Origin of the sequence: Pseudoalteromonas sp. 2CM36K (assembly GCF_023161865.1) — a bacterium.
Lineage (GTDB): Bacteria > Pseudomonadota > Gammaproteobacteria > Enterobacterales > Alteromonadaceae > Pseudoalteromonas > Pseudoalteromonas tetraodonis.
In genome coordinates, this window is sequence record NZ_JALNTK010000011.1 from 87,255 (window position 1) to 111,336 (window position 24,082).

Here is a 24,082-nt window from a genome sequence, read left to right on the forward strand (position 1 = left end):
TTAATATTGTAGCTGCGAGAAGCGCACGGAAGCACCATACGCAATAAATCTTCTTCAGTTTGTTTTTTAATCGGTTGTTTTTTGGTAATGTATGGAAAGTCTTACCAATAATAACGATAAAGAAGACGAAAATGATGGGAAATTTATTTTTACGTGAAAAAGAAAACTGGTTTGCTTGGTCAATCTGGGGTGTTGTTGGCGCGCTTGCGACATTTTATGTTGCAATGAATACACAAGCAGCTCACTTTATTGCTGCAACTGCGATGGGTGTCCTAGTACTGCTAACATGGTGGATGCAACAGTCTCGACGATTTGATTTTGGCAGAGCCTTTAAAATATGCTGCTATGTTCTATTATTCACCGTCCTACCTTCGTTTGTGTTAGTTGTGATCCCAAGTGATGATTTAAACCGCTTCGATTTAATATTTCAAAGTATTGCATTTTTAACTGCCAGCTTACTGGTGTGTTTAGTATGTTCTTGGATTGCCCGCAGACCTAAACAATATTACTAGGGTTTATGACTATCCTGATTAATATTTAACTATTTAAGCGGTTTTAGTAAAATAGGGCTTTACAAGCTAAGCGTATGATCTTATTATGCGCGCCGTACGGAGAGATGGCAGAGTGGTCGAATGCACCGGTCTTGAAAACCGGCAGGGGTTTATAGCCCCTCTAGGGTTCAAATCCCTATCTCTCCACCATTATTTAAAAAACCGCCTTATTGGCGGTTTTTTGCTATCTGGAGCTTTATTATGTCACAGTCCCCGGAGTTATCCTTTTCTAAACGTTTACTTAAGCACATCCTGCTATGGACTGTGTTTGGTTATTGTTACCAAAGTGCCATATCGTTATTACAAAAAATGGCCATTGATGCATACCCAGATAATGCGCTGATGATGACTTTCTTATATGGCATCGGGTTTAATCTTTTATCCGGGCATTTAATCACAAAATACGATCATTTTTGGCCAGTGTGGGGCGCGTTTTACATTGGCATTATCGGTTTGGTGGCTGTGCCTCTTTTGTTGATCGGCGTGGCTGGATTGTTGCCGATGAGCTTACTTGTTGGAATTTTGCTCAGTTTACCTGTATGTACCTTTGCTATTGGTTTAATTAAAGAAAAACTCAATAAAAACTAGCCCCAAACGGCTTTTGTTTTGTGATAGCATATACGGGTCTTTTAACTAACAAAACGTGAATAACACATTATGTCAGATAATTTTACTACAGATGCTGAAAAAGCAAGTTACGGTATTGGCTTACAAATGGGTGAGCAACTTAAGGCTAACCCTTTTGAAGGTTTAAACTTAAATTCAGTATTTGAAGGCATGAAAGATGCGTATGCAGGCAGTGCTTTTCAAGTAGAGATCCCTGAGATCCAAGCTGCATTTGAGAAAATCAACGAAGAGATCCAAGCTCGTCGTGAAGAAGAAGCTAAAGTATTGGCTGCTGAAGGTATTGCATTTTTAGAAGAAAACGCAAAACGTCCTGAAATTACAGTTACTGAGTCAGGTCTTCAGTACGAAGTACTTGCTACAGGTGAAGGCGAAAAGCCAACTGCAGAGTCTACAGTACGTGTTGATTACCACGGTACTTTAGTAAACGGTACGGTTTTTGATAGCTCATACGAGCGCGGTCAACCTGCTGAATTCCCAGTAGGTGGCGTGATCAAAGGTTGGACTGAAGCATTACAAATGATGCCAGTAGGTACTAAATGGCGTTTATACGTTCCTCATGAGCTTGCTTATGGTGAACGTGGTGCCGGTGCTGCAATCGCACCTTACTCAACACTTGTATTTGACGTTGAGTTACACGCAATTCTTTAATTAGAATTTAGTTATAAAAAAACCGCATTCATTATTTTGAATGCGGTTTTTTATTGTCTGATTAAAAATGAGCGCGTTTTAAAAGTAGCCTCTAACGCCAAATTGGAAGTTACGCCCAGGAAGAGGTGCCGTATCTTTAATAAATGAACTATGCACGAAACCAAGCTCATCCGTAATATTATCAACACTTAAGTAGAGCTGTGTATCCACTGCACCTAAATCAAGCTGATAATTGGCTTGTAAATCAATTAATGTATAGCCATCCGTTGCCGTTTCGTAAGCACTAATATCATTTTGCTCAAAGTAATGGGTTCCTGTTAAGGTAAATTGCGCATTACCTAGGGTATATTGTAGTTCTGAGCCCAATTTATTGGCAGGGATACGTGGTAAATTACCTTCATTATCTTTTAGTTTGGTACGAGTAGAGTCACCAAATACTTTTACCATGGCGCTGGGGTTTATTTGATAATGTGCATCAAATTCAAAACCATAAAGCTGCGCATCTTTACTGGTAAATTGATAAACATCAATTGCATCGCTGTGTCCATTGGCAGCAGACTCAAAGCCATCCATCTCATCAAACACTAATCCGGTGTTTTGTTGATAATAAAAGTTTTTAATATCGTTATAGAAAAAGTTGACGGTGTAGCCAAAGTCACCGCTAAAACGACGTATACTAATATCAAGATTGGTAGAGGTTTCTTGTTTAATTTCTTCAGGTTCAAAATGCGCTTCGGCCCCTTCAATATGATAGCCCAAACCAAGCTCATAAGTACCTGTGGCAACATGCAAACCATTAGAGAGTAATTCAGCTGAAAGTGGCGCACGCTCTGAATGTGATAAGCTAACGGCTAGGTTGTGACTTGGCATATACTCCCAAATCGCACCGGCTGAGGCACTTACATTAGTAAAGCTTTGGGTGTAGTTAATAGTCTCATCTGCCGATACAGGTTGTTCATCATGGCTGTGCTGATGTATATCTACATCACTTTTGATATCATAATCTTCTAGGCGGGCGCCAAGCTCTACGGTGACATCGCCAAATGTGCGTTCTTCAAGTAAATATAACGCATGAGTGGTAGTGACACTTGCAGGCGTAAACGCTTCTTCGCCAATTGCATCGTAATCAGATTCACTATAGTGATAGCCAATCATGCCATGCCATTGGCCTAACTGATGCTCTACATTTAAACGTGCTTCAGTGGTTTCGTTACTAAATGTGGTGCCAATCGCGCCATCTTCAATTTCACTGTGCGTATAGTCGGTGTAGCCAAGACGAAGGTTAATAGATTCAATCCAGTTATCATGAAATGCATAACTTACCAGTCCTTGCCAACGATCTTGCTCTAAATGAGCATAAACGGGAGTTTCTATATGTTCTTCATCCGCATGATCTTCATGATCGCCTTCTTCTTGATGGGCATGACCGTGATCATGTGAATGCCCAGGAATGCCATAATCTGTTTCAATATTGCCGTATGAAAAGCCAACAGTAAAATGCTCACCGACATAGCTGGTACCAAAGTTTACTGTTTCACTGTCGATAAAGGTATTTTCAACTGAAGTGGCTGTTTCTTCATCGCCCTCAATGTGTACTTCACCTGCTTCATGTTCATCCGGTAGGTTAAAGCGAGGCGTTTGATAATCATCACCACTGCGTTTGGTGCCATCAAAATGAAAATTAAAGTTATTGCTGCCTGTTTCTAATTTTGCAGCATAGGTGTTCGCATTTGAAACGGTATCGTGTGTGTATTGCGCCGCTCCCGAGAGTGTGTCAGTATTATTGGTTGGAATACGGTTATCAACCACATTTACCACACCACCAATCGCACCAGAGCCATAAAGTAGGGTGCTTGGGCCTCGTAGTACTTCAATTTGTTCAGCGGCTAAGCTATCACTTGATGTTGCGTGATCTGGACCAATACGTGATGCATCACTGCTATCTAAACCGTTTTGAGTAATTTTAACACGAGGACCACCTAGGCCACGAATAATCGGACTTGAAGAGACAGGGCCGAAATAACTCGCGTTTACTCCTGGTATTCCTTTAAGTGTTTCACCGAGGGTCGGTTTCGCTTTATTTTTTAGTTCATCCCCTGATAGTACGCTTACAGGTGAAATCATTTCTAAGCTATTTTTATGCAGTGCCGAGGCATACACAACTACAGTTTCAACCGAAGACGGCTTTAATGTAACAGTAATTGTATCGTCTACATTCTCAAGTGATATACGTGAATCGATGTAGTTATCTTTACTAATATGTAATTGGCTTTTAGCATCTATGTCAATACTAAACTGACCTTGTTCATTGCTTTTCACGCTTTGTGACTTTCCATGAACATGAATTGTGGCATTGGCAATGGGTTGCATTTTTGTATCTGTTACTGTGCCGTTAATCGTTGCTGCTAGGGCAGAGTGAGAACACAAAACAGACAGTAGCGCTGAGGATATGAGTGTTAGCTTAGTCATAATTACTTCGAATCGTGGTTGTTATGTTGTGATATAATATAACACTACAAAATTATGGTATCAACAATGTTATACTATAACTTTAAAATTTGCGTTGAATAACACAATAGAGCGATAAATTTAGTCTAGCACGGTATTATTACAGTCAAATTTAAGAGCGACTGTCTATCATTAGTATGTCTAACTTTTTTTGTGCTTTAAAATGATTTTGTTTATCGACAGGTTCAAGCATTTCACATTCATCATTTATCATTTCTGAAATTAAACTTGGGTAGTGTCGGCAATCTTGAGGACGGTCATGATAAATACTGCAAGTATATTTATCTTTTTCTTCAGGAGATGCTCTATAGGCAAGCTCTAAAAATGGGCATTGCGTTAATTGCTCACCCGTTGTTGGGTCAAACCATAATTTATCGTTTTTAACGTATTGAAATATTTTAGGGTTGAATAACGCCCACATTGCAATTTCATCCTGATTTGTATCTAAATCTGCCGCACCATATTTTGTGCAGCATTTACCGCATTGATTGCAATTTTGCATAGGGTAGGTATTTACTATTGCGCTTAAATTAAGTGTTAAGTGTAGCACTGTAATATCCAGGTTTTTAAATTAAACCTCTGTTTTTATCGCTTATAATACTTTTGTAACAACGCAGCGCTTAATAATAATGTACTATTAGGGAATATATTTCGAATACGATGCCTTTAATAAGTCAAAAAAGGCGCGTCAATAAGGTAGCGAGTAATTATGAATACTAAAGTATACAAAGCGGTTCACGATTTGGCGGAAAAGCTGATGGCAGCGGCTAATAAAAATGATACTAAACAGTTTGAATCTTTATATGCTGAGCTAAAAGCTATTTGTATTGAAAACGAAAATACAGCGAAAGATCACCCTGTTCAGTGGGAAACATTAGCAGATTTTACCGAAGAGCTAGAAGAAGCTATCGAGACTTACGAAAAAGCGTTACAGAAGTCGATAGAAATTAATAACAAAGATCATATGTCGTCTGTTGCCTTTTCTATGGCTACTTTACAGCTTGAGCTGGGTGATAAAGAAGCGGCAATTAAAAATCTGCAAGATGCTAAAATCAGTGCGAATAAAATTGAAGACAAAGAATTAAAATCAGAGATCCATGAGTTATTAGAATCATTGGTTGAAGAAGAAGGTTAGACAACTTTATAGCCATTATTAATAATCAGCGTCAGTAATAATACCATTGGCGCTTTTTTTTGATAAAAGCAAATTCTGCGTCATTAAATGTTTATGCTTAAATTAAGTCACTAAGCAATTTTTTGGAGAAAACATGCTAGCGCAAATAGAACAATGGATTGATAAAACGAATAGCGAGTAGTTGATCAAAGAATATGCTGTGATACATTTGCTAGCGAATTTGCTGGCTTTGGATGTAGCAGGATCACCTATAAAGACACTTATTACATATTACCTCATGTTGCGCGTAATTTAAGAGTGCATTTTCATGAGCTGGCTCATGTCGTTCAATGGCGCGAGCTCGGTGCTCACGCTTTTATTATGCGCTATATCAATGAAATCCAAACCTGTGGTTATGATGATACTCCGCTTGAAAAAATGGCCTATAAACTTGGTGCGCACTTTACCAGCAATGGAAATAAACTTAATATTCCTGACTATATTACTCAACAGCTTTAGTTAATAAATATTATAAAAGGAATTTATATGTCGCGCTTTATTCTCTATCCGCTTGTTTTACTTGCCTTTGATGTAAAGGCAGCCGATTTTAATCATGATATTGTCAACGCATTGATCCATAGAACAACGCAACAAGTAACTTACGATGGCGCCTATCATAGGCTTGAATACCCTGGTGGCGATGTGCCCGCTAATATTGGTGTGTGTACTGATGTTATAATTAGATCGTATCGACAGCTTGGTATAGATTTACAAAAGTTAGTTCATGAAGACATGCAGAATAATTTTCGTGCATATCCTTCTAAGCGTATTTGGGGATTAACCAAGCCAGATAAAAACATTGATCATCGACGTGTACCTAACTTACAGGTTTATTTTGAGCGGCATGCACAAGTGTTAACTAAATCGCTTAATGCAGCAGAATATAAAACCGGTGACATAGTCACTTGGATGCTGCCAGGCAATTTACCGCACATAGGTATGGTTGTTAATCAAATATCGCAGGACAGTGGTCACCCGCTTATTGTGCACAATATTGGTCGCGGACCTGAAATGAGCGATATGCTTTTTGCTCATACAATTACGGGTCATTACCGATTTGTACCTACTGCTTATTCAGAGTAAATAACACGGCTATAATAGTGATTACTTGAGTAATAATTGCAGCAAACAGGTAAGTGAATAAAGTGAACTGTTAGGCATTACACTGTGTGGTTTGTTAACCTCAATGCAGTTACTTTAAATTAATACTGATATCACCATTGGGCTTGCAGCAACACAACAGTATTTCACCATCACGCACAAAGGCTAATGGTTCTTCATTGTAATTTACTTCACCAGAGACAAGCGTAGCACGACACGCACCACAATATCCCTCACGGCACTGGTAAGCAGCATCAATTTTATTCGATTCTAAGCAGTGTAAAAGAGAAGGGCAGCCAGCGGTAAAATCTAAGCACTGGCTGTTATCTGCAAGCGTGACACTTGCAGTGATTCTATCAGTCATTATAAATCAAAGTCACCAAATTCAGCTGCATCAACCTGTGAATCAATTTGACCTACAAGGTATGAGCTAATTTCCGCTTCTTGTGGAGCAACTTGCACGTTATCAGAAACAAGCCATGAGTTGATCCATGGAATAGGGTTACTGTTATTATCAAACTGTGCAGGCAGACCAATCGCGGTCATACGCGCATTGGTAATGTATTCAACATACTGACATAAAATATGTTTATTTAAGCCAATCATTGAACCATCTTTAAACAGGTACTCTGCCCATTCTTTTTCTTGCTCTGCAGCGTCAACAAACATTTTGATTGCTTCTTCACGACACTGTGCAGCAACAATTGCCATTTCAGGGTCGTCTTTGCCATCTTGCATAATATTTAAAATATGCTGAGTGCCTGAAAGGTGAAGCGCTTCATCACGGGCAATAAGCTTAATAATTTTAGCATTACCTTCCATTAGCTCACGCTCTGCAAACGCAAATGAACACGCAAAACTCACGTAAAAGCGAATGGCTTCTAATATGTTCACTGACATCATTGCCAGGTACAATTTCTTTTTCAGCTCGAATAGGTTAACCACAACAGTTTCACCATTAATGTCATGTTTGCCTTCACCGTAAAGGTTGTAAAGCGACACTGAGTTAATTAAATCGTCGTAATAAGTGGTTACGGCATCGGCACGTTCACTAATTTTATCATTGCTAACAATGTCGTCAAAGATGAGTTCAGGCGCTTGGGTTACGTTACGAATAATATGTGTGTATGAGCGGCTGTGAATGGTTTCACTAAACGCCCATGTTTCAATCCATGTTTCAAGCTCAGGAATTGACACAATTGGCAATAGTGCAACGTTAGGCGAACGGCCTTGAACACTATCAAGCAACGTTTGGTATTTTAAGTTACTTAAAAAGATATGCTTTTCGTGTTCGGGAAGCGCTTGAAAGTCTAAACGGTCTTTACTTACGTCAACTTCTTCAGGACGCCAAAAGAAAGACAATTGTTTTTCAATCAGCTTTTCAAAAATAGGGTATTTTTGTTGATCGTAACGTGACACGTTAACGGTTTGACCAAAAAACATTGGCTCTTGCATTTGGTTATTATGATTTCTGCTAAAAGTAGTATAAGACATGTTTATCACTCAAAAAACTATCACTAAAACTGTCAGGACAAAGCGGGCAAGGCGCCCGCTTTAAGTTTAACTATTAAATTTTACACGCGCCGCCTGCACAATCATCATCTTCCACTTCTGGAGCGTCTTCTTGTGCATCTGATGCGCCATCACGGGTGTTATGGTAGTACAGTGTTTTAACACCTAGCTTGTAGGCACCAAGTAAGTCTTTTAGTAAGACTTTCATAGGTACTCTACCGCCTTCGTATTTATTTGGATCATAATTAGTATTCGCTGAAATCGTTTGGTCGATAAATTTCTGCATTATGCCTACTAATTGTAAGTAACCATCGTTAGATGGGATATCCCACAGTAACTCATAGCTATCTTTAAGGCGTTCGTACTCAGGGACAACTTGCTTTAAAATACCGTCTTTACTTGCTTTAACACTAATATGGCCACGCGGTGGCTCAATGCCATTGGTTGCATTAGATATTTGCGATGATGTTTCTGATGGCATTAATGCGCTCAGTGTTGAGTTACGCATACCGTGCTCTTTAATGCTGGCACGTAACGTATCCCAATCAAGATGAAGTGGTTCATCACAAATTTTATCTAAATCACGCTTGTACGTATCCGTTGGCATAATACCTTGTGAGTACGTTGTTTCGTTAAATTTAGGACACGCTCCACGCTCTTTTGCCAGCTCATTAGACGCTTTCATTAGGTAGTACTGAATCGCTTCAAATGTTTTGTGCGTAAGCGCATTTGCGCTGCCATCAGAATAACGCTTACCGTTTTTAGCTAGGTAGTATGCGTAATTAATAACGCCTATGCCTAGCGTACGACGTCCCATAGTGGCATTTTTGGCTGCCGGCACAGGGTAGTCTTGAAAATCAAGTAGGTTATCAAGTGCACGAACTGCAAGCTCAGCTAACTCTTCTAGTTCATCTAAAGACTCAATGGCGCCTAAGTTAAACGCAGATAATGTACAAAGTGCAATTTCACCTTCTTCATCATTCACGTTGTTAAGAGGCTTAGTTGGTAACGCAATTTCTAAACATAAGTTAGATTGACGGATCGGAGCCACTTTTGAGATAAACGGACTGTGTGTATTACAGTGGTCAACGTTTTGTAAGTAAATACGACCCGTGCTAGCACGTTCTTGAGCAAACATAGAGAACAGCTCAATCGCTTTAATTCGTTTTTTACGAATTGACTCGTCTTGCTCATATTTTACATATAGCGCGTCAAACTCGTCTTGGTCTTCAAAAAATGCATCGTAAAGGCCAGGCACGTCAGAGGGGCTGAATAACGTAATGTAATCGTCTTTAATTAAACGTGAGTACATGAGTTTATTAAACTGTACGCCGTAATCTAAGTGACGTACGCGGTTATCATCAACACCACGGTTGTTTTTAAGCACTAATAAGTTTTCAACTTCTAAATGCCAAAGCGGGTAGAAAAGGGTTGCTGCGCCACCACGTACACCGCCTTGCGAACAGCTTTTAACCGCTGTTTGAAAGTGCTTATAAAACGGAATACAGCCAGTGTGATACGCTTCACCGTTACGAATAGGGCTACCTAGTGCACGAATACGACCTGCATTAATACCAATACCAGCACGTTGAGAGACGTATTTAACAATTGCTGATGATGTAGCGTTAATTGAGTCTAAGCTATCGCCACATTCAATAAGTACACATGAGCTAAACTGGCGTGTTGGCGTACGTACGCCCGACATAATTGGCGTAGGTAAAGAAATTTTAAATAATGAAACCGCATCATAAAAACGTTTGATGTAATCAATACGTGTCTCACGAGGGTAATCAGAGAATAAGCTTGCAGCCACTAAGATATATAAAAACTGCGCGCTTTCGTAAATTTCACCGGTTACACGGTTTTGAACTAGGTATTTACCTTCAAGCTGTTTTACTGCTGCATAGCTAAAGTTAAGATCGCGAGAATGATCTAAGTACGCATCTAGCTCATCTAATTCTTGTTCTGTGTAATCAACGAGTAAATGTGCATCGTAGCGTTTTTGTTCAACCATGTTAGTAACATGGTCAAAAAGACGCGGTGGCTCAAACTGGCCATAGGCTTTTTTACGTAAATGGAATACAGCTAAACGAGCAGCAAGGTACTGATAATCAGGCGATTCTTTAGAAATCTGATCCGCAGCGGCTTTGATAATCGTTTCGTGGATGTCTTTAGTACGAATACCGTCATAAAATTGAATATGCGATTTAAGTTCAACTTGTGAAACCGAAACGTTATTTAAACCTTCGGCGGCCCATTCAATAACGCGATGGATCTTGTCTAGATCAAGCGGCTCTTTACGGCCGTCACGTTTGCTTACAGATAACTGTTGGTTCATAGTTTTGCCTGTATTCCTTGGGAATTAAATATTTTTGACCAATGAGTGCACTTAAAATGCCTAGTGCCTATTCTTTTATTGTTATTTATACCGCTTAGGTAAATTTAATTGAATAACATTTAGCCACAATATCTGGTGTTGTTCAAATTAGAGATCACAAGATAGTGTGGTCTGTGATCTTTTGCAAGGGACAGAAACCGCTCTCATTGTGGATAACGTTGGGATAACGTAATTGTGTTAGTAGGCATTAACCTTTGATCATTCGGTTAAGTTGAAATTTGTAAAAATCAACTAAGGAAAGATTAAATTTACGCTTTTTAAAAAAAATTTTTGTCTGCTTTTTTTATCATCAAGCTTTGCGTAAAAACTAACACAATCACAATATGTAGTGTTTATTAATTAACATGGCACTATATGTGGTTAAAAGCATCTATAGGGCTATGCCAATTAAAATCTGCATTCCAAGCCAGTGCTTCGTCTACACTCGGTACATATCCCCACAGTGCGGTAGCGGTGTGCATATTCGCAGCTTTTCCTGCTTGTATGTCCCGCTGTGCATCACCTATATACAGGCAACGCGAAGGATCAACACTCATTTGCTCAGCACAATGTAATAAAGGAAGGGGTGAAGGCTTAGATTCTGCTAAGGTATCACCGCTTATCACAATTTGCGCACTCTTTAACGCAGGAATGGCCCTGACTAAAGGATCGGTTAAAAAACCAGGCTTATTTGTCATAATGCCCCAAGGTATTCCTTTATTACCAAGTGCAATGAGTAGTTGCTCTATACCAACAAAACATTGGGTATGGGTGGCAATATTGGCAGCGTAGTGTGCAACTAGCTCTGCTAAAAGTTGCTCTTGCGGTTGTTGCGCCCAGCCTTCTTTAAAACCAGCAGCAAGTAAGGCTGCTGCGCCATTTGAAGCTGCGGGGCGATATATATCACTGCCTACTTGGTGTTGTTGATGATTATGCAGCACACTATTAAGTGCAGCGCCTAAATCATCAGCGGTATCAAGTAAAGTGCCATCTAAGTCAAACAGCAGTGCTTGATATTCAATTGGGCTAGCAGGTGTTTGCGAGCTTGCCATTACACTAACTTCTCAAAATGCAGCATATAATTTACGCTTACATCATCATTCATTGTGTATTGCTTAGAAAGCGGGTTATAACTTAAACCAGCACTGGCACGTACTTTTAAGCCAGCTAGCTCTGCCCATGCAATTAATTGTGCAGGTTTAATAAACTTTTTATGATCATGGGTACCTTCAGGGACCATTTTTAACAGTTTTTCAGCACCGACAATAGCGTATAAGTAAGCTTTTGGGGTTTTATTAAGAGTAGAGAAAAAAACATCGGCCCCAGGTTTTGCTAATTTAGCGACCGCATGAATAATAGAAGCGGGGTCGGGGACGTGCTCTAACATTTCCATGCAAGTGATCACATCAAAGCGCTCAGGGTGCTCATCAGCAAATTGTTCTGCAGGTACTTTTATATATTCAACGGGGACACTTGTTTCTAAGCTGTGTAACTTGGCGACAGTTAAAGGCTCTTGCCCCATATCGATACCTGTTACGTTTGCGCCCATTCGTGCCATGCTGTGACTTAAAATACCGCCACCACATCCTACATCGAGGGTTTCTTTATCAAATAACCCTTTAGTTTTGTCAGCGATAAAATCTAATCGTAATGGATTAATTTCGTGTAAGGGTTTAAATTCGCCTTCTAAATCCCACCAACGCTCTGCGATGGCTTCAAACTTTGCTATTTCTGCGTTATCTACATTTTGATGTTCGGTCATAAAATACTTCCTCGTCAATCTGAGGCCATTATATAGGCCTAAATTGATAAATCGCAAAGTTTTGCGCCTGTAAATTAAAATTAATTGTGATAGCATGGCTGCTTAGAAATAATAACAAACACTCTTAATACCTAATACTGGGTTGTTAAGAGCTGATACTGAAGGAATGTGATATCAAATGACTGATCTCGCCAATGAAATTCTGCCAGTCAATATTGAAGACGAGTTAAAAAACTCCTACTTAGATTACGCCATGAGTGTAATTGTAGGACGTGCATTACCAGACGTACGTGACGGTTTAAAACCTGTTCACCGCCGCGTCTTGTTTGCAATGAACGAGCTTAGTAATGACTGGAACAAGCCTTACAAAAAATCGGCCCGTGTGGTCGGTGACGTAATCGGTAAATACCACCCACACGGCGACAGTGCAGTTTATGACACCATCGTACGTATGGCTCAGCCATTCTCTCTTCGTTATATGTTAGTTGATGGTCAGGGTAACTTTGGTTCGGTTGATGGTGATTCAGCAGCGGCAATGCGTTATACAGAAGTACGTATGGCAAAAATGTCGCACGAATTATTAGCCGATCTTGAAAAAGAAACGGTTGATTTTGTGCCTAACTACGATGGCACAGAGCAAATTCCTGATGTATTACCGACTAAAATACCTAACCTGTTAGTTAATGGTTCGTCAGGTATTGCTGTTGGTATGGCGACAAATATTCCGCCACATAACTTAACAGAAGTAGTGAATGGCTGTTTAGCGCTTATTCAAAACCCTGAGTTAACCATTACCGAGTTAATGGATTATATTCCAGGTCCAGATTTCCCAACTGCGGCAATTATCAACGGTAAAAAAGGCATTGAACAAGCTTATCAAACCGGTCGCGGTAAAGTGTACATGCGTGCGCGAGCTGAGATTGAAACCGATGAGAAAACCGGCCGTGAAACAATTATTGTTCATGAAATCCCTTACCAAGTTAACAAAGCACGTTTGATTGAAAAAATCGCCGAGCTAGTTAAAGATAAAAAAATTGAAGGGATCAGCGCATTACGTGATGAATCAGATAAAGACGGTATGCGTATCGTTATTGAGATCAAACGTGGTGACGTAGGTGAAGTTATTCTAAACAACCTTTATTCACAAACTCAGTTACAAACTGTGTTTGGTATGAATATGGTTGCGTTAATTAATAACCAGCCCAAGTGTTTCAACTTAAAAGAAATGCTTGAAGAGTTTATTATTCACCGCCGTGAAGTTGTTACCCGTCGTACGGTATTTGATTTACGCAAAGCTCGCGACCGTGCACATACGCTAGAAGGTTTAGCGATTGCACTGGCAAACATTGACCCAATTATCGAACTTATTCGTAAGTCGCCTACGCCCGCTGAAGCAAAAGTTGCACTAACAGCGCGTCCTTGGGAATTAGGTAATGTTAAAGCCATGCTTGATAAAGCAGGCGAAGACAACGTAGCACGCCCAGATTGGTTAGCAAGCGAACTGGGTATTCGTGATGGTCAGTATTATATTTCTGAGCAGCAAGCCCAAGCAATATTAGACTTACGTTTACACAAACTTACTGGTCTTGAGCACGAAAAAATTCTAACTGAGTACCAATCGTTACTCGACCTAATTGCCGAACTATTATTAATTTTGGCAAGTCCGGAACGTTTAATGGAAGTTATTCGTGATGAGCTCGTTGAAATTAAAGAGCAATATGGTGATGAGCGCCGCACTGAAATTAATGCCGCTGCACACGATATAAGCCTTGAAGATTTAATCAACGAAGAAAACGTGGTTGTGACCTTGTCACACGAAGGGTACGTTAAGTACCAAGCGTTAAGTGATTACGAAGCCCAGCGTCGTGGTGGTAAAGGCAAGTCAGCAACTAAGATGAAAGATGAAGATTTCATTGAACGTTTATTGGTTGCCAACACTCACGATACTATTCTTTGTTTCTCTACAGCGGGTCGTTTATATTGGCTTAAAGTATACCAGTTGCCACTTGCCAGTCGTGCAGCGCGCGGTAAGCCAATTGTTAACTTATTACCACTTGAAGCAGATGAACGTATTACTGCAATCCTGCCAGTACGCGATTATGAAGATGATAAATACATCTTTATGGCGACGGCGTTCGGTACGGTTAAGAAGACGCCATTAACGGCATACAGTCGTCAACGTGCAAGCGGAATCATTGCGGTTAACTTAAACGAAGGTGATAGCTTAATCGGTGTTGATATTACCGATGGCAGCAACGAAATTATGTTGTTCACTGATGCGGGTAAAGTTGTTCGCTTTAAAGAGGCTGAAGAAACGGCTGTCGTTGATGAAAATGGTAACCCAGTACTAGACGAAGAAGGCAAACCTGAAATCCGTTTCAAAGGTGTACGTCCTATGGGCCGAACTGCAACGGGTGTTCGTGGTATTAAGATGCCAGACGATCAGCGTGTTGTATCACTTATTGTACCAAAGAATGATGGCGCAATATTAACAGTGACAGAAAATGGTTACGGCAAGCGTACTCAACTTGAAGATTACCCATCGAAGAGTCGTGCAACACAAGGTGTTGTATCAATCAAAGTGAGTGAGCGTAACGGTGCTGTTGTTGGTGCTGTACAGGTTGATGACAACGACGAAATAATGATTATTTCGAATCGTGGTACCTTAGTACGTACTCGCGTTAATGAAGTTTCTACGGTTGGACGTAACACCCAAGGTGTTATTTTGATCAGAACTATTGACGAAGAGCAAGTAGTTGGTTTACAACGTATCGAAGAGATTGAAGTGACTGAAAGTGACTTAGTTGATATCGAAGACGTTGAAACAGTAGATACAGTTATTGATGAAGTGGCGGATGACAATCCTCCTTCAGAATAATTAGATTGAAAAAAGCGGCCTTGGCCGCTTTTTTTATATGGTTGAAAAAAACTAAAGACACTTGAATTAGTTTAATTCAAGTTAAACAGTAAATTACTGGAATGAGGAAAAGGTAATGAGTATATATAATTTTTGTGCAGGCCCTGCAATGTTACCACCGGCTGTAATGCAAAAAGCACAAAAAGAGTTTTTAGACTGGCAAGGGCTTGGCGTTTCAGTAATGGAAATGAGCCATCGCAGTAAAGAATTTTTAGCATTAACGGCTAAGTGTGAAGCTAGTCTGCGTCGTTTAATGAATATTAGTGATGAGTTTGAAGTGCTGTTTATGCACGGCGGCGGTCGAGGACAATTTAGTGCCGTGCCTTTAAACCTCCATGTTGATGGAAAAAAAGCGGTGTATTGTGAGAACGGCGTGTGGTCAAAAAGTGCAACCAGCGAAGCCGATAAGTTTACAAATACACACGCTGTTGATGTGCGCAATGATGATAACGGCCTGTTTTCTATTAAGCAGGTAGCCGATTGGGTTTTACCTGCAGATGCGTCTTACATTCACTATTGCCCGAATGAAACCGTAGACGGCCTTGAAATATTTGATGTACCCAGTCATCCAACGGCGCCGATTGTGGCCGATATGTCATCGACTATTTTATCGCGCGAAATCGACGTTAATAAATTTGATTTAATCTACGCGGGTGCACAAAAAAATATCGGTCCGTCGGGCATTGCTATTGTGATTGTTCGCAAAACGCTACTTGAGCGTGAAGGGCTCGCTAAGCCGGGTATTTTAGATTACGCCCTTGAGGCAAAACAAGGCAGCATGTTTAATACACCGCCTACTTTTGCGTGGTACCTAGCAGCCGAAGTATTTGAATGGCTAGAGCAAAATGGTGGCGTCAAAGCAATGGAAGCACAAAATATTGCTAAAGCTAAGCTGCTTTATGACTTTATTGATGAATCGCCTTTTTATACCAATAAAGTTGCGCCGCATTGTCGCTCTCGTATGAATGTACCATTTTGGTTAAATGATGAAAGCTTAAACGAAAAGTTTGTAACGCAATCTAAAGAAGCCGGTTTACTTGCCCTAGAGGGGCATAGAATAGTGGGTGGTATGCGTGCTAGCATTTATAATGCTATGCCACTTGAAGGTGTACAAGCATTGGTAGATTTTATGGCGGCATTTGCTAAGGAGCACAGCTAATGGAACAACTACGCTTAGAGCCAATTTCTCGTGTTAATGGCAGTGTTATTCTACCTGGGTCTAAAAGCCTATCAAACCGTATTTTATTATTAGCTGCGCTGGCTCAAGGGACTACCGTTGTAGAAAACCTGCTTGATAGCGATGATATTCGCCATATGCTAGGTGCATTAAAATTATTAGGTGTTAATGTAACCCTTAATGATGATCGTACTGTGGCAACTGTGGAAGGGGTCGGCGGTGTATTTAAAACGCCCAATGAGCCATTATTTTTAGGAAATGCAGGCACTGCGTATCGTCCTCTAACTGCGGTACTTGCTGCAGTATCTGGTGAATATGAATTAATTGGCGAGCCGCGCATGGAAGAGCGCCCTATAGGGCATTTAGTTGATGCTTTACAAGCGCTCGGGGGGGATGTTAGTTATTTAAAAAATAAAGATTACCCACCACTTAAAATTATCGGTGGGCAAATAGCCGGCGGTGAAGTCGAAATTGACGGCAGTATTTCAAGTCAATTTTTAACGGCGCTGCTCATGGCTGCGCCGTTATTTAAAGGCGATACACACATTAAAATTAAAGGCACCTTAGTCTCTAAGCCTTATATTGATATTACTCTGGATGTGATGGCGCGCTTTGGTGTGGCTGTTGAGCATGATAATTACACCACGTTCTTCGTTAAAGGTGCTCAGCAATACCAAGCTGTTGAGCGCATAATGGTTGAAGGTGATGCTTCATCGGCTTCTTATTTTATTGCTGCTGCAGCAATTGCCGGTGGCGAAATAGAAATTAAAGGCGTCGGCGCTAAATCAGTTCAAGGTGATATTGGCTTTGCTAAAGTGATGGAGCAGGTCGGTGCCAAAATTGATTGGTATGACGAGCGTTTAGTTGTTCGTAAAGGTGAGCTTAACGGTATTGATATTGATGCTAATGCTATACCTGATGCTGCAATGACCCTGGCGACTGTTGCCTTGTTTGCAAAAGGGCCAACCGCTATTCGTAATATTTATAACTGGCGGGTAAAAGAAACTGACCGTTTACATGCGATGGCCACCGAGCTTAAAAAAGTAGGGGCTAACGTGGTTGAAGGGCACGACTTTATTGAGATCACACCGCCAAAACATTTTAATAATGTGGCTGTAGATACCTACGACGATCACCGTATAGCCATGTGCTTTGCAATGGTAGCGGTAGGGGGCAAGCCTATAACGATTAACGATCCGGCTTGTACTTATAAGACATTCCCAAAATTTTTCAAAGTGTTAGCATCTGTCAGTAAATAAGCTATTTATAAGTATTTATAAAAAGTTACATACTAAAAGCGGATAATCTTTATTAATTGGCGTATAATGTGGCGGTTTATTTTGGTGTGCATTGAAGGAGGTTTTAAATGCCGGCGTTATTAATGCCCGTAATCACCGTAGATGGCCCAAGTGGTTCTGGTAAAGGAACTGTTTGTCGCCTATTGGCTGAAAAATTAGGCTGGGATGTGTTAGATAGCGGAGCAATTTATCGCGTACTATCACTTGCAGCACTTCATCACCAAATTGCTTTAGATAACGAGGAAGCACTTGTCCCACTAGCTGCAAATCTTGATGTGCAGTTTTTGATAGACAATGACACTAATGCAGGAAAGATTATTTTAGAAGGCGAAGATGTCACAACCACTATTCGAAATGAAGAAGTAGGTGCTGCAGCGTCTAAAGTAGCCGCATTACCGCGTGTTCGAGAAGCGTTGCTTCGCCGCCAGCGTGCGTTTAGAACAGAAAACGGTTTAATTGCCGATGGCCGCGATATGGGCACTGTGGTATTTCCAGATGCGCCATTAAAGATATTTCTAACCGCAAGTGCAGAAGAACGTGCTCGCAGACGTTTTGTTGAGTTGAATGAGCGCGGGCTTGATGTTACACTAAGTGGTCTATTACAGGACATTCAAGCACGTGATGATCGCGATATGAATCGTGCCGTTGCGCCGCTTGTACCTGCAGAGGATGCGATTGAGCTTGATACTAGCGAGCTTAACGCTCAGCAAGTGTTTGATAAAGTTATAACTTTATTAGATGCGAGCATCTCAGAAGGTAAGCTTCCTAAACGAAGCTAAATACATTTTATGCACCAGCAGGATGCCAGTGCTATTTTAACAACCCCATGCAGCATGGTTGCTTATTGGTATTAATATATGAGACGTATATTCGTATGTCAGAAAATTTTGCGCAGTTATTTGAAGAAAGCTTAAAGGGTTTTGAAGCAGAGCAAGGCTCTATCGTTAAAGGTACAGTTATTTCTATCGAGAATAACATTGTACTTGTAGATGCTGGTCTTAAATCAGAAAGTGCTATCCCTGCAGAGCAGTTCAAAAATGCTGCTGGTGAACTAGAAGTTGCTGTAGGCGACGAAGTAGATGTTGCACTAGATGCAATCGAAGACGGTTTCGGTGAAACTATCCTTTCTCGCGAGAAAGCGAAGCGTCACGAAGCGTGGATCCGTCTTGAGAAAGCATGTGAAGAGCAAGAAACTGTTACTGGTGTTATCAACGGTAAAGTTAAAGGCGGTTTCACAGTTGAAGTTGATTCAATCCGTGCTTTCCTACCTGGTTCACTTGTTGATGTTCGTCCAGTACGTGACACAACTCACCTTGAAGGCAAAGAGCTTGAATTTAAAGTAATCAAGCTTGATCAAAAACGTAACAACGTTGTTGTTTCACGTCGTGCAGTTATCGAATCTGAAAACTCACAAGAGCGTGAAGAGCTTCTTGCTAACCTTGTTGAAGGTCAAGAAGTTAAAGGTATCGTTAAGAACCTTACTGACTACGGTGCATTCGTTGACCTTGGTGGTGTTGATGGTCTACTACACATCACTGACATGGCGTGGAAGCGTGTTAAGCACCCTTCAGAAATCGTTAATGTTGGCGACGAAATCGCAGTTAAAGTTCTTAAATTCGACAAAGATAAAACTCGTGTATCTCTAGGCCTTAAACAGCTTGGCGAAGATCCATGGGCAGCTATCGCTGGTCGTTACCCAGAAGGTTCTAAGCTTTCTGGTCGTGTAACTAACCTTACTGATTACGGTTGCTTCGTAGAAATCGAAGAAGGCGTTGAAGGTCTAGTACACGTTTCTGAAATGGATTGGACTAACAAGAACATCCACCCTTCAAAAGTTGTTTCTCTAGGTGACACTGTTGAAGTTATGGTTCTTGAAATCGATGAAGAGCGTCGTCGTATTTCTCTTGGTCTTAAGCAATGTATTGCTAATCCTTGGCAGGAATTTGCTCGTCTACAAAACAAAGGCGACCAAGTTACTGGTAAGATCAAATCAATCACTGACTTCGGTATCTTTATCGGTCTTGACGGTGGTATTGATGGTCTTGTACACCTTTCAGACATTTCTTGGAATACACCTGGCGAAGAAGCTGTACGTGAATTCAAGAAAGGCGACGAAATCACTGCTATCGTATTGCAAGTTGACCCAGAGCGTGAACGTATCTCTCTAGGTGTTAAGCAAATCGAAGCTGACCCATTCAATAACTACCTTGATGCAAACAAAAAAGGTGCTATTGTTAAAGGTAAAGTGACTGAAGTTGATGCGAAAGGCGCAACTGTTGAACTTATCGAAGGCGTTGAAGGTTACATCCGTGTAGCTGATATCGCTCAAGAGCGCGTTGAAGATGCAACTACTGTTGTTTCTGTAGGCGACGAGATTGAAGTTAAATACGTTGGTGTTGATCGTAAGAACCGCACTTTAAGCTTATCTGTTAAAGCTCTTTTCGAAGCAGAAGAGAAAGAAGTACTAGAGAAGCTTAAGAAAGAAGAGCCAGTGTTTGAAAACGCAATGGCAGCTGCTTTCGCAAATGCACAAAAAGACTAATTAATTATAGTCTTTTAATTGGAAGGGCAGTTTATGCCCTTCCACTATTTCTTTTTAAGGAAACGCTATGACTAAGTCAGAACTGATAGAAACACTTGCTGAACAACATTCACATATTCCTGTGAAAGATGTTGAGAACGCTGTTAAAGAGATTCTTGAACAAATGGCCGGCTCATTATCTTCTTCAGATCGTATTGAGATCCGAGGTTTTGGAAGTTTCTCTTTGCATTACCGTGCGCCTCGTACAGGCCGTAACCCTAAAACAGGAGAAACTGTAGAGTTAGATGGTAAGCATGTACCTCATTTTAAGCCAGGCAAAGAACTACGTGACCGTGTAAACGAGAGCATTGCTTAGTAAAATTATTGGAGTAGTTACTTGTTCAAGGTATTAAAAATTATTCTGGCGGCACTTTTTTTAATTGGTGCGTTTGTATTGGGTTCGCAAAATCCACAATTAACACAAATTAACTACATAATAGCCAGTAATACATTACCTTTAGCCGTTATACTAAGTATCTGCTTTTTGCTAGGTGTTGTAGTGGGTTGTTTTGTGAGTTTTAAATTGTTCACGCAATTAAAGTGGCAAAATTACCGTTTAAAAAAGCAATTAACGCCTGAAAAAGATAATAATAAGCGTATTGCCAACAAAGACACCTAATTATGATTGAGCTGTTGTTTTTACTGCTTCCCGTTGCTGCCGGATATGGTTGGATCATGGGGAAAAACAGTGCAAAAAATCAGGCTCATCAGTTTAATCGTCAAATTACTTCTGAGTACAGTAAAGGCTTAAAGTTTTTACTGGATAGAGAAGAAGATCAGGGGCTTGAGCACTTAATTAATTTGCTCGAAGTAGCTGCTGACTCTGTTGAACATTACTCTACTTTAGCAACCATGTTTCGCCGTCGTGGTGAGCTTGACCGCGCAATAAAAATTCACGAACTGCTGCTAAAACACCCAAGCCTTAACGAAAAACAAGCCGCTAATAGCCGTTTAGAACTAGCCGAAGATTATATTATGGCTGGCTTATTAGACAGCGCAGAGGAACATTTAATATGGCTGGTAAAAAATAGCCATGCAGATGCACTCGATCCTATTATTTCTTTATATTCACAAACCCGTGAATGGGAAAAAGGCATTAATATGTTTGAAGCGCATACTGAGCTTTTTTCAAAAGAACAACACTTTAAAGCCATCGCTAATTTTTACTGTGAGCATGCCATTGCCAGTAATAACCCACAACTTATGCGTAAAGCCATCAGTTTAAACTTTAAAACAATTAGGCCTTTATATGAGCTTGGACTGTCAGCTTACACCAAAGAAGATTACGTAAAAGCAATTTACTATTGGCGAGAACTCATCTGCCAATTTACTTTTTTTGCGCCATTGTTTATTGAAAAGTTAGCGCATAGTTATAAGCAACTAAAATTAACCCATCAGTTTCATGAACTCGTTGCGGAGTTATTAGAAAAAGGTGGAGTAATGATAAAAATACAACACTGCCAAGCGTTGCTTGAGCAAGGCCATACAGAACAAGCCTTTGAGTTTTTAACTGATAGTTTAAAACGTCAGCCCACAATTCGTGGTTTTAGTTTTTTATTGCAGTTAATGAGCGCCGAAAATAAAAATACAAAAGATGTGCTTAATCAAATAGATAAACTTGTTACCTCATATATCGCTACTAAGCCCGACTTTCAATGTCAGCATTGTGGCTTTACTAGCTACACCATTTATTGGAATTGCCCTTCATGTAAACACTGGGAAACCATTGTGCCTAGCAGAGGCTTAGACGGATTTTAATCTTTATACTTTTCGCTCACTAGTAGGATAGTTATGTCTTTCGAAAAATCAAAAAAAATTCTTATCGCGCTTGATTATGATGATCAGCAAACTGCTTTAGCATTTGTAAAACAGTTATCACCAGATACCTGTCGATTAAAAGTGGGCAAAGAAATGTTTACTTATTTTGGTCCTGCATTTGTTAAAGAATTGGTCGATTTAGGTTTTGATGTATTTTTAGATTTAAAGTTTCACGATATTCCAAATACCGTTGCTAAAGCGGTGACTGCTGCGGCTAAAATGGGTGTATGGATGGTCAATGTACATGCATCGGGCGGTTATGAAATGATGCATAAAGCTAAACAAGCACTTGAGCAGTTTGGCGACAAAGCGCCATTACTTATTGCAGTAACTGTATTAACCAGCATGGACGAAGCTGAACTTGAGCGTTTAGGTATAACTAAATCTCCCCAAGAGCAAGTTATGCATTTAGCTAAATTGACAAAGCAAGCAGGGCTTGATGGTGTTGTTTGTTCCGCGCAAGAAGCGCAAAGTTTAAAGGCTACTTTAGGGAAAGAGTTTAAATTAGTTACGCCAGGTATTCGCCCAGCGGACAGTGATGCGGGCGATCAAAAACGTATTATGACACCTAAAGAAGCGATTGAAGCGGGTAGTGACTATTTAGTGATTGGGCGTCCGATCACCCAGGCACAAAACCCTGTAAAAGTACTAAATGATGTAAATGAATCAATAGCTTAAATTTAAAATTAGCATAATTAAGAGCAGTTCCTTACAACTGCTTTTCTTTGTGCTACATTTAAATTACGGGTGTGCAGTGAGGGATTTGATTTGCGTATAATAATATTTTTAGTTGTAATTATCATTAGTGGCCTTGCTGTTAATAAATATGTTTTTTCAACTAAAGTGTATGATGATGTTTCAAACGTTACTGACTTGGTATCTGGTTACCCCGTTGATTTATTCAAGTTTAAAAAAATTGCTCAAAATTATGCCCAGCATCTGTGTTACACCAATGAAGGTGTGTTAGCAGGAATAGATGTTAGCAGCAGAGACTGTGTTGCGACACATGATGAAATGCAAAATGAGTGTACAGAAAAAGTTTTTAGGCTAGCGCCATTAAATTTAGATTCTAAAAAAGTATTAATTGAATATTCAAATGAATATTCTCGCTGTACCTTACCTTATAAAAACATTAGGTTATAAATTTCAGATACTAAAAAGCCACTTAGGTTTAAAATTTAAGTGGCTTTTTATTTAATTATTTTAAACGAATAGACTTAGCTTCAATATCAATTAAGCCTTGTTTAAATAAACCGCCAATGGCTTTTTTGTAGTTTGCTTTGCTGGTCGAAAATACTTTTTTAATTAATTCAGGTTCAGACTTATCGCCTATGGCTAATATGCCACCTTCATCTTTTAGTTTTTCCATTATTTTTTCACCAAGCTTGCTTACTTTACCCATGCCTGGTTTTTCAAGTATGACGTCAATTTTTCCGTCTTCACGTACCTTTTGAATAAATCCTTTTAGCTTTTGACCAACAAACAGGTTCTTAAACACCATGTTGTAAAACACGACGCCAAAATGAGATTCTTCAATAAGCACCTTGTAACCAATATCAGTTTTGCCTGCAACAATTAAGTCAACTTCTTGTAAATGACTATACTGAGGCTCATCTTTTGATAAAAAACGGTTAAAGTTAGTTGAGGCACAAATACGCTGACTGGCGTTATCAAGATATAAACGTACTAAATATGAGTAGCCTTCTTGCATACGTGGTTTTTGTTCATTAAACGGTGCGAGTACGTCTTTTTCTAAGCCCCAATCTAAAAACGCGCCTATGCTGTTTATTTCTTTTACACGCAGTAGGGCATATTCACCGACTTGAGCATGCGGCTTTTTAGTTGTGGCTGTCGGCAGGTTTGCATTATCTAAAAATATGAATACGCTGATGCTATCGCCAGCTTCAAGCTCATGTTTTATTTCATGTTTAGGTAAAAAAACTTCACCTAAGTCATGCCCATCTAAATAGGCACCTTCGTTGCTGACTTCTTTAACAAAAAGGGTTTGGGTGGTTCCTAGGTAACTCATAA

General features: G+C 40.0%; 24 protein-coding genes and 1 tRNA gene. 17 read left to right on the forward strand and 8 right to left on the reverse strand.

All coding sequences use genetic code 11. The annotated features are described in order from the left end of the window. The first annotated feature begins 134 nt into the window (after positions 1-134). From MTN97_RS08605 to MTN97_RS08620, 4 genes are all read left to right on the forward strand, one after another. The gene (locus MTN97_RS08605; RefSeq protein WP_024601029.1) at positions 135-512 is read left to right on the forward strand and encodes a hypothetical protein; all 378 of its coding nucleotides are present in this window, start codon (positions 135-137) and stop codon (positions 510-512) included. Positions 513-610: 98 nt separating this feature from the next. Next, positions 611-701 (forward strand) — tRNA-Ser (locus MTN97_RS08610). A 114-nt stretch (positions 702-815) separates the two neighbouring features. Then, positions 816-1,139 carry a hypothetical protein gene (locus MTN97_RS08615; protein WP_138627297.1) on the forward strand — a complete coding sequence of 108 codons (324 nt, stop codon included), beginning with the start codon at positions 816-818 and terminating at the stop codon, positions 1,137-1,139. Positions 1,140-1,208: 69 nt separating this feature from the next. After that, entirely contained in the window at positions 1,209-1,826 is a 618-nt protein-coding gene (locus MTN97_RS08620; protein WP_008112467.1) for an FKBP-type peptidyl-prolyl cis-trans isomerase, read from the forward strand. A gap of 78 nt (positions 1,827-1,904) precedes the next feature. On the opposite strand, the gene MTN97_RS08625 is transcribed toward MTN97_RS08620, so the two are convergent. Together MTN97_RS08625 and MTN97_RS08630 are read right to left on the reverse strand one after the other, a co-directional pair. Beyond that, positions 1,905-4,295 (reverse strand): TonB-dependent receptor, encoded by a 2,391-nt coding sequence (locus tag MTN97_RS08625; RefSeq protein WP_248474183.1) that lies wholly within the window; start codon positions 4,293-4,295, stop codon positions 1,905-1,907. A 151-nt stretch (positions 4,296-4,446) separates the two neighbouring features. Beyond that, a complete protein-coding gene (locus MTN97_RS08630) occupies positions 4,447-4,836 on the reverse strand; it encodes a YkgJ family cysteine cluster protein (protein ID WP_248474194.1) in 390 nt (129 codons plus the stop codon). A 207-nt stretch (positions 4,837-5,043) separates the two neighbouring features. Between MTN97_RS08630 and MTN97_RS08635 the strand changes: the two genes are divergently transcribed. From MTN97_RS08635 to MTN97_RS08645, 3 genes are all read left to right on the forward strand, one after another. Continuing rightward, the gene (locus MTN97_RS08635; protein ID WP_008112472.1) at positions 5,044-5,469 is read left to right on the forward strand and encodes a tetratricopeptide repeat protein; all 426 of its coding nucleotides are present in this window, start codon (positions 5,044-5,046) and stop codon (positions 5,467-5,469) included. Between the two features lie 360 nt (positions 5,470-5,829). After that, a complete protein-coding gene (locus tag MTN97_RS18130; protein ID WP_248474184.1) occupies positions 5,830-5,967 on the forward strand; it encodes a hypothetical protein in 138 nt (45 codons plus the stop codon). Between the two features lie 27 nt (positions 5,968-5,994). Next, a complete protein-coding gene (locus MTN97_RS08645) occupies positions 5,995-6,591 on the forward strand; it encodes a DUF1287 domain-containing protein (RefSeq protein ID WP_138627291.1) in 597 nt (198 codons plus the stop codon). 109 nt (positions 6,592-6,700) lie between these two features. On the opposite strand, the gene yfaE is transcribed toward MTN97_RS08645, so the two are convergent. From yfaE to ubiG, 5 genes are all read right to left on the reverse strand, one after another. Continuing rightward, positions 6,701-6,973: a class I ribonucleotide reductase maintenance protein YfaE gene (gene yfaE, locus MTN97_RS08650; RefSeq protein WP_069439423.1), complete on the reverse strand. Its 273-nt coding sequence runs from the start codon at positions 6,971-6,973 to the stop codon at positions 6,701-6,703. Next, the gene (nrdB, locus tag MTN97_RS08655; protein WP_036982786.1) at positions 6,973-8,103 is read right to left on the reverse strand and encodes a class Ia ribonucleoside-diphosphate reductase subunit beta; all 1,131 of its coding nucleotides are present in this window, start codon (positions 8,101-8,103) and stop codon (positions 6,973-6,975) included. The genes yfaE and nrdB overlap by 1 nt, the downstream gene beginning before the upstream one ends. 73 nt (positions 8,104-8,176) lie before the next feature. Beyond that, entirely contained in the window at positions 8,177-10,459 is a 2,283-nt protein-coding gene (gene nrdA, locus MTN97_RS08660) for a class 1a ribonucleoside-diphosphate reductase subunit alpha (RefSeq protein ID WP_248474185.1), read from the reverse strand. A gap of 410 nt (positions 10,460-10,869) precedes the next feature. Next, complete coding sequence (locus tag MTN97_RS08665) at positions 10,870-11,550, reverse strand: HAD family hydrolase (RefSeq protein WP_248474186.1); 681 nt, start codon at positions 11,548-11,550, stop codon at positions 10,870-10,872. Beyond that, positions 11,550-12,260 (reverse strand): bifunctional 2-polyprenyl-6-hydroxyphenol methylase/3-demethylubiquinol 3-O-methyltransferase UbiG, encoded by a 711-nt coding sequence (gene ubiG / locus MTN97_RS08670; protein WP_248474187.1) that lies wholly within the window; start codon positions 12,258-12,260, stop codon positions 11,550-11,552. The genes MTN97_RS08665 and ubiG overlap by 1 nt, the downstream gene beginning before the upstream one ends. A gap of 178 nt (positions 12,261-12,438) precedes the next feature. On the opposite strand from ubiG, the gene gyrA reads away from it, so the two are divergent. The 10 genes from gyrA to MTN97_RS08720 all read left to right on the forward strand — a co-directional run bounded on the left by gyrA (position 12,439) and on the right by MTN97_RS08720 (position 23,194). Then, the gene (gene gyrA / locus MTN97_RS08675; protein WP_069439425.1) at positions 12,439-15,138 is read left to right on the forward strand and encodes a DNA topoisomerase (ATP-hydrolyzing) subunit A; all 2,700 of its coding nucleotides are present in this window, start codon (positions 12,439-12,441) and stop codon (positions 15,136-15,138) included. A 115-nt stretch (positions 15,139-15,253) separates the two neighbouring features. Beyond that, the gene (gene serC, locus MTN97_RS08680; RefSeq protein ID WP_069439426.1) at positions 15,254-16,336 is read left to right on the forward strand and encodes a 3-phosphoserine/phosphohydroxythreonine transaminase; all 1,083 of its coding nucleotides are present in this window, start codon (positions 15,254-15,256) and stop codon (positions 16,334-16,336) included. Further along, complete coding sequence (gene aroA, locus MTN97_RS08685; protein WP_214552421.1) at positions 16,336-17,613, forward strand: 3-phosphoshikimate 1-carboxyvinyltransferase; 1,278 nt, start codon at positions 16,336-16,338, stop codon at positions 17,611-17,613. The genes serC and aroA overlap by 1 nt, the downstream gene beginning before the upstream one ends. 107 nt (positions 17,614-17,720) lie before the next feature. After that, a complete protein-coding gene (gene cmk / locus MTN97_RS08690) occupies positions 17,721-18,431 on the forward strand; it encodes a (d)CMP kinase (protein WP_069439428.1) in 711 nt (236 codons plus the stop codon). Between the two features lie 95 nt (positions 18,432-18,526). Next, complete coding sequence (gene rpsA, locus MTN97_RS08695) at positions 18,527-20,194, forward strand: 30S ribosomal protein S1 (protein WP_002961176.1); 1,668 nt, start codon at positions 18,527-18,529, stop codon at positions 20,192-20,194. Positions 20,195-20,261: 67 nt separating this feature from the next. Further along, positions 20,262-20,549 (forward strand): integration host factor subunit beta, encoded by a 288-nt coding sequence (gene ihfB / locus MTN97_RS08700; protein ID WP_008114744.1) that lies wholly within the window; start codon positions 20,262-20,264, stop codon positions 20,547-20,549. A 21-nt stretch (positions 20,550-20,570) separates the two neighbouring features. Continuing rightward, positions 20,571-20,852 carry a lipopolysaccharide assembly protein LapA domain-containing protein gene (locus tag MTN97_RS08705; protein WP_036982773.1) on the forward strand — a complete coding sequence of 94 codons (282 nt, stop codon included), beginning with the start codon at positions 20,571-20,573 and terminating at the stop codon, positions 20,850-20,852. Positions 20,853-20,854: 2 nt separating this feature from the next. Next, positions 20,855-21,991 carry a lipopolysaccharide assembly protein LapB gene (gene lapB / locus MTN97_RS08710; protein WP_069439429.1) on the forward strand — a complete coding sequence of 379 codons (1,137 nt, stop codon included), beginning with the start codon at positions 20,855-20,857 and terminating at the stop codon, positions 21,989-21,991. Positions 21,992-22,024: 33 nt separating this feature from the next. Continuing rightward, entirely contained in the window at positions 22,025-22,729 is a 705-nt protein-coding gene (gene pyrF / locus MTN97_RS08715; protein WP_248474188.1) for an orotidine-5'-phosphate decarboxylase, read from the forward strand. 90 nt (positions 22,730-22,819) lie between these two features. Further along, complete coding sequence (locus MTN97_RS08720; RefSeq protein ID WP_248474189.1) at positions 22,820-23,194, forward strand: hypothetical protein; 375 nt, start codon at positions 22,820-22,822, stop codon at positions 23,192-23,194. A gap of 55 nt (positions 23,195-23,249) precedes the next feature. Here the strand turns inward: MTN97_RS08720 and MTN97_RS08725 are convergent, their stop codons facing one another. After that, a complete protein-coding gene (locus MTN97_RS08725) occupies positions 23,250-24,080 on the reverse strand; it encodes a S1 RNA-binding domain-containing protein (protein ID WP_248474190.1) in 831 nt (276 codons plus the stop codon). Positions 24,081-24,082 lie beyond the last annotated feature (2 nt).

What these genes read in the sequence shown, in the direction of transcription:
- MTN97_RS08635 (WP_008112472.1), top strand. Translation starts at nt 5,044, where the DNA reads ATGAATACTAAAGTATACAAAGCGGTTCACGATTTGGCGGAAAAGCTG.
- yfaE (WP_069439423.1), bottom strand. Translation starts at nt 6,973, where the DNA reads ATGACTGATAGAATCACTGCAAGTGTCACGCTTGCAGATAACAGCCAG.
- serC (WP_069439426.1), top strand. Translation starts at nt 15,254, where the DNA reads ATGAGTATATATAATTTTTGTGCAGGCCCTGCAATGTTACCACCGGCT.
- MTN97_RS08630 (WP_248474194.1), bottom strand. Translation starts at nt 4,836, where the DNA reads ATGCAAAATTGCAATCAATGCGGTAAATGCTGCACAAAATATGGTGCG.
- aroA (WP_214552421.1), top strand. Translation starts at nt 16,336, where the DNA reads ATGGAACAACTACGCTTAGAGCCAATTTCTCGTGTTAATGGCAGTGTT.
- ubiG (WP_248474187.1), bottom strand. Translation starts at nt 12,260, where the DNA reads ATGACCGAACATCAAAATGTAGATAACGCAGAAATAGCAAAGTTTGAA.
- gyrA (WP_069439425.1), top strand. Translation starts at nt 12,439, where the DNA reads ATGACTGATCTCGCCAATGAAATTCTGCCAGTCAATATTGAAGACGAG.
- MTN97_RS08725 (WP_248474190.1), bottom strand. Translation starts at nt 24,080, where the DNA reads ATGAGTTACCTAGGAACCACCCAAACCCTTTTTGTTAAAGAAGTCAGC.
- lapB (WP_069439429.1), top strand. Translation starts at nt 20,855, where the DNA reads ATGATTGAGCTGTTGTTTTTACTGCTTCCCGTTGCTGCCGGATATGGT.
- MTN97_RS18130 (WP_248474184.1), top strand. Translation starts at nt 5,830, where the DNA reads ATGCGCTATATCAATGAAATCCAAACCTGTGGTTATGATGATACTCCG.
- MTN97_RS08620 (WP_008112467.1), top strand. Translation starts at nt 1,209, where the DNA reads ATGTCAGATAATTTTACTACAGATGCTGAAAAAGCAAGTTACGGTATT.
- pyrF (WP_248474188.1), top strand. Translation starts at nt 22,025, where the DNA reads ATGTCTTTCGAAAAATCAAAAAAAATTCTTATCGCGCTTGATTATGAT.
- MTN97_RS08605 (WP_024601029.1), top strand. Translation starts at nt 135, where the DNA reads ATGGGAAATTTATTTTTACGTGAAAAAGAAAACTGGTTTGCTTGGTCA.
- MTN97_RS08625 (WP_248474183.1), bottom strand. Translation starts at nt 4,295, where the DNA reads ATGACTAAGCTAACACTCATATCCTCAGCGCTACTGTCTGTTTTGTGT.
- ihfB (WP_008114744.1), top strand. Translation starts at nt 20,262, where the DNA reads ATGACTAAGTCAGAACTGATAGAAACACTTGCTGAACAACATTCACAT.
- MTN97_RS08665 (WP_248474186.1), bottom strand. Translation starts at nt 11,550, where the DNA reads ATGGCAAGCTCGCAAACACCTGCTAGCCCAATTGAATATCAAGCACTG.
- nrdA (WP_248474185.1), bottom strand. Translation starts at nt 10,459, where the DNA reads ATGAACCAACAGTTATCTGTAAGCAAACGTGACGGCCGTAAAGAGCCG.
- cmk (WP_069439428.1), top strand. Translation starts at nt 17,721, where the DNA reads ATGCCGGCGTTATTAATGCCCGTAATCACCGTAGATGGCCCAAGTGGT.
- nrdB (WP_036982786.1), bottom strand. Translation starts at nt 8,103, where the DNA reads ATGTCTTATACTACTTTTAGCAGAAATCATAATAACCAAATGCAAGAG.
- MTN97_RS08645 (WP_138627291.1), top strand. Translation starts at nt 5,995, where the DNA reads ATGTCGCGCTTTATTCTCTATCCGCTTGTTTTACTTGCCTTTGATGTA.
- rpsA (WP_002961176.1), top strand. Translation starts at nt 18,527, where the DNA reads ATGTCAGAAAATTTTGCGCAGTTATTTGAAGAAAGCTTAAAGGGTTTT.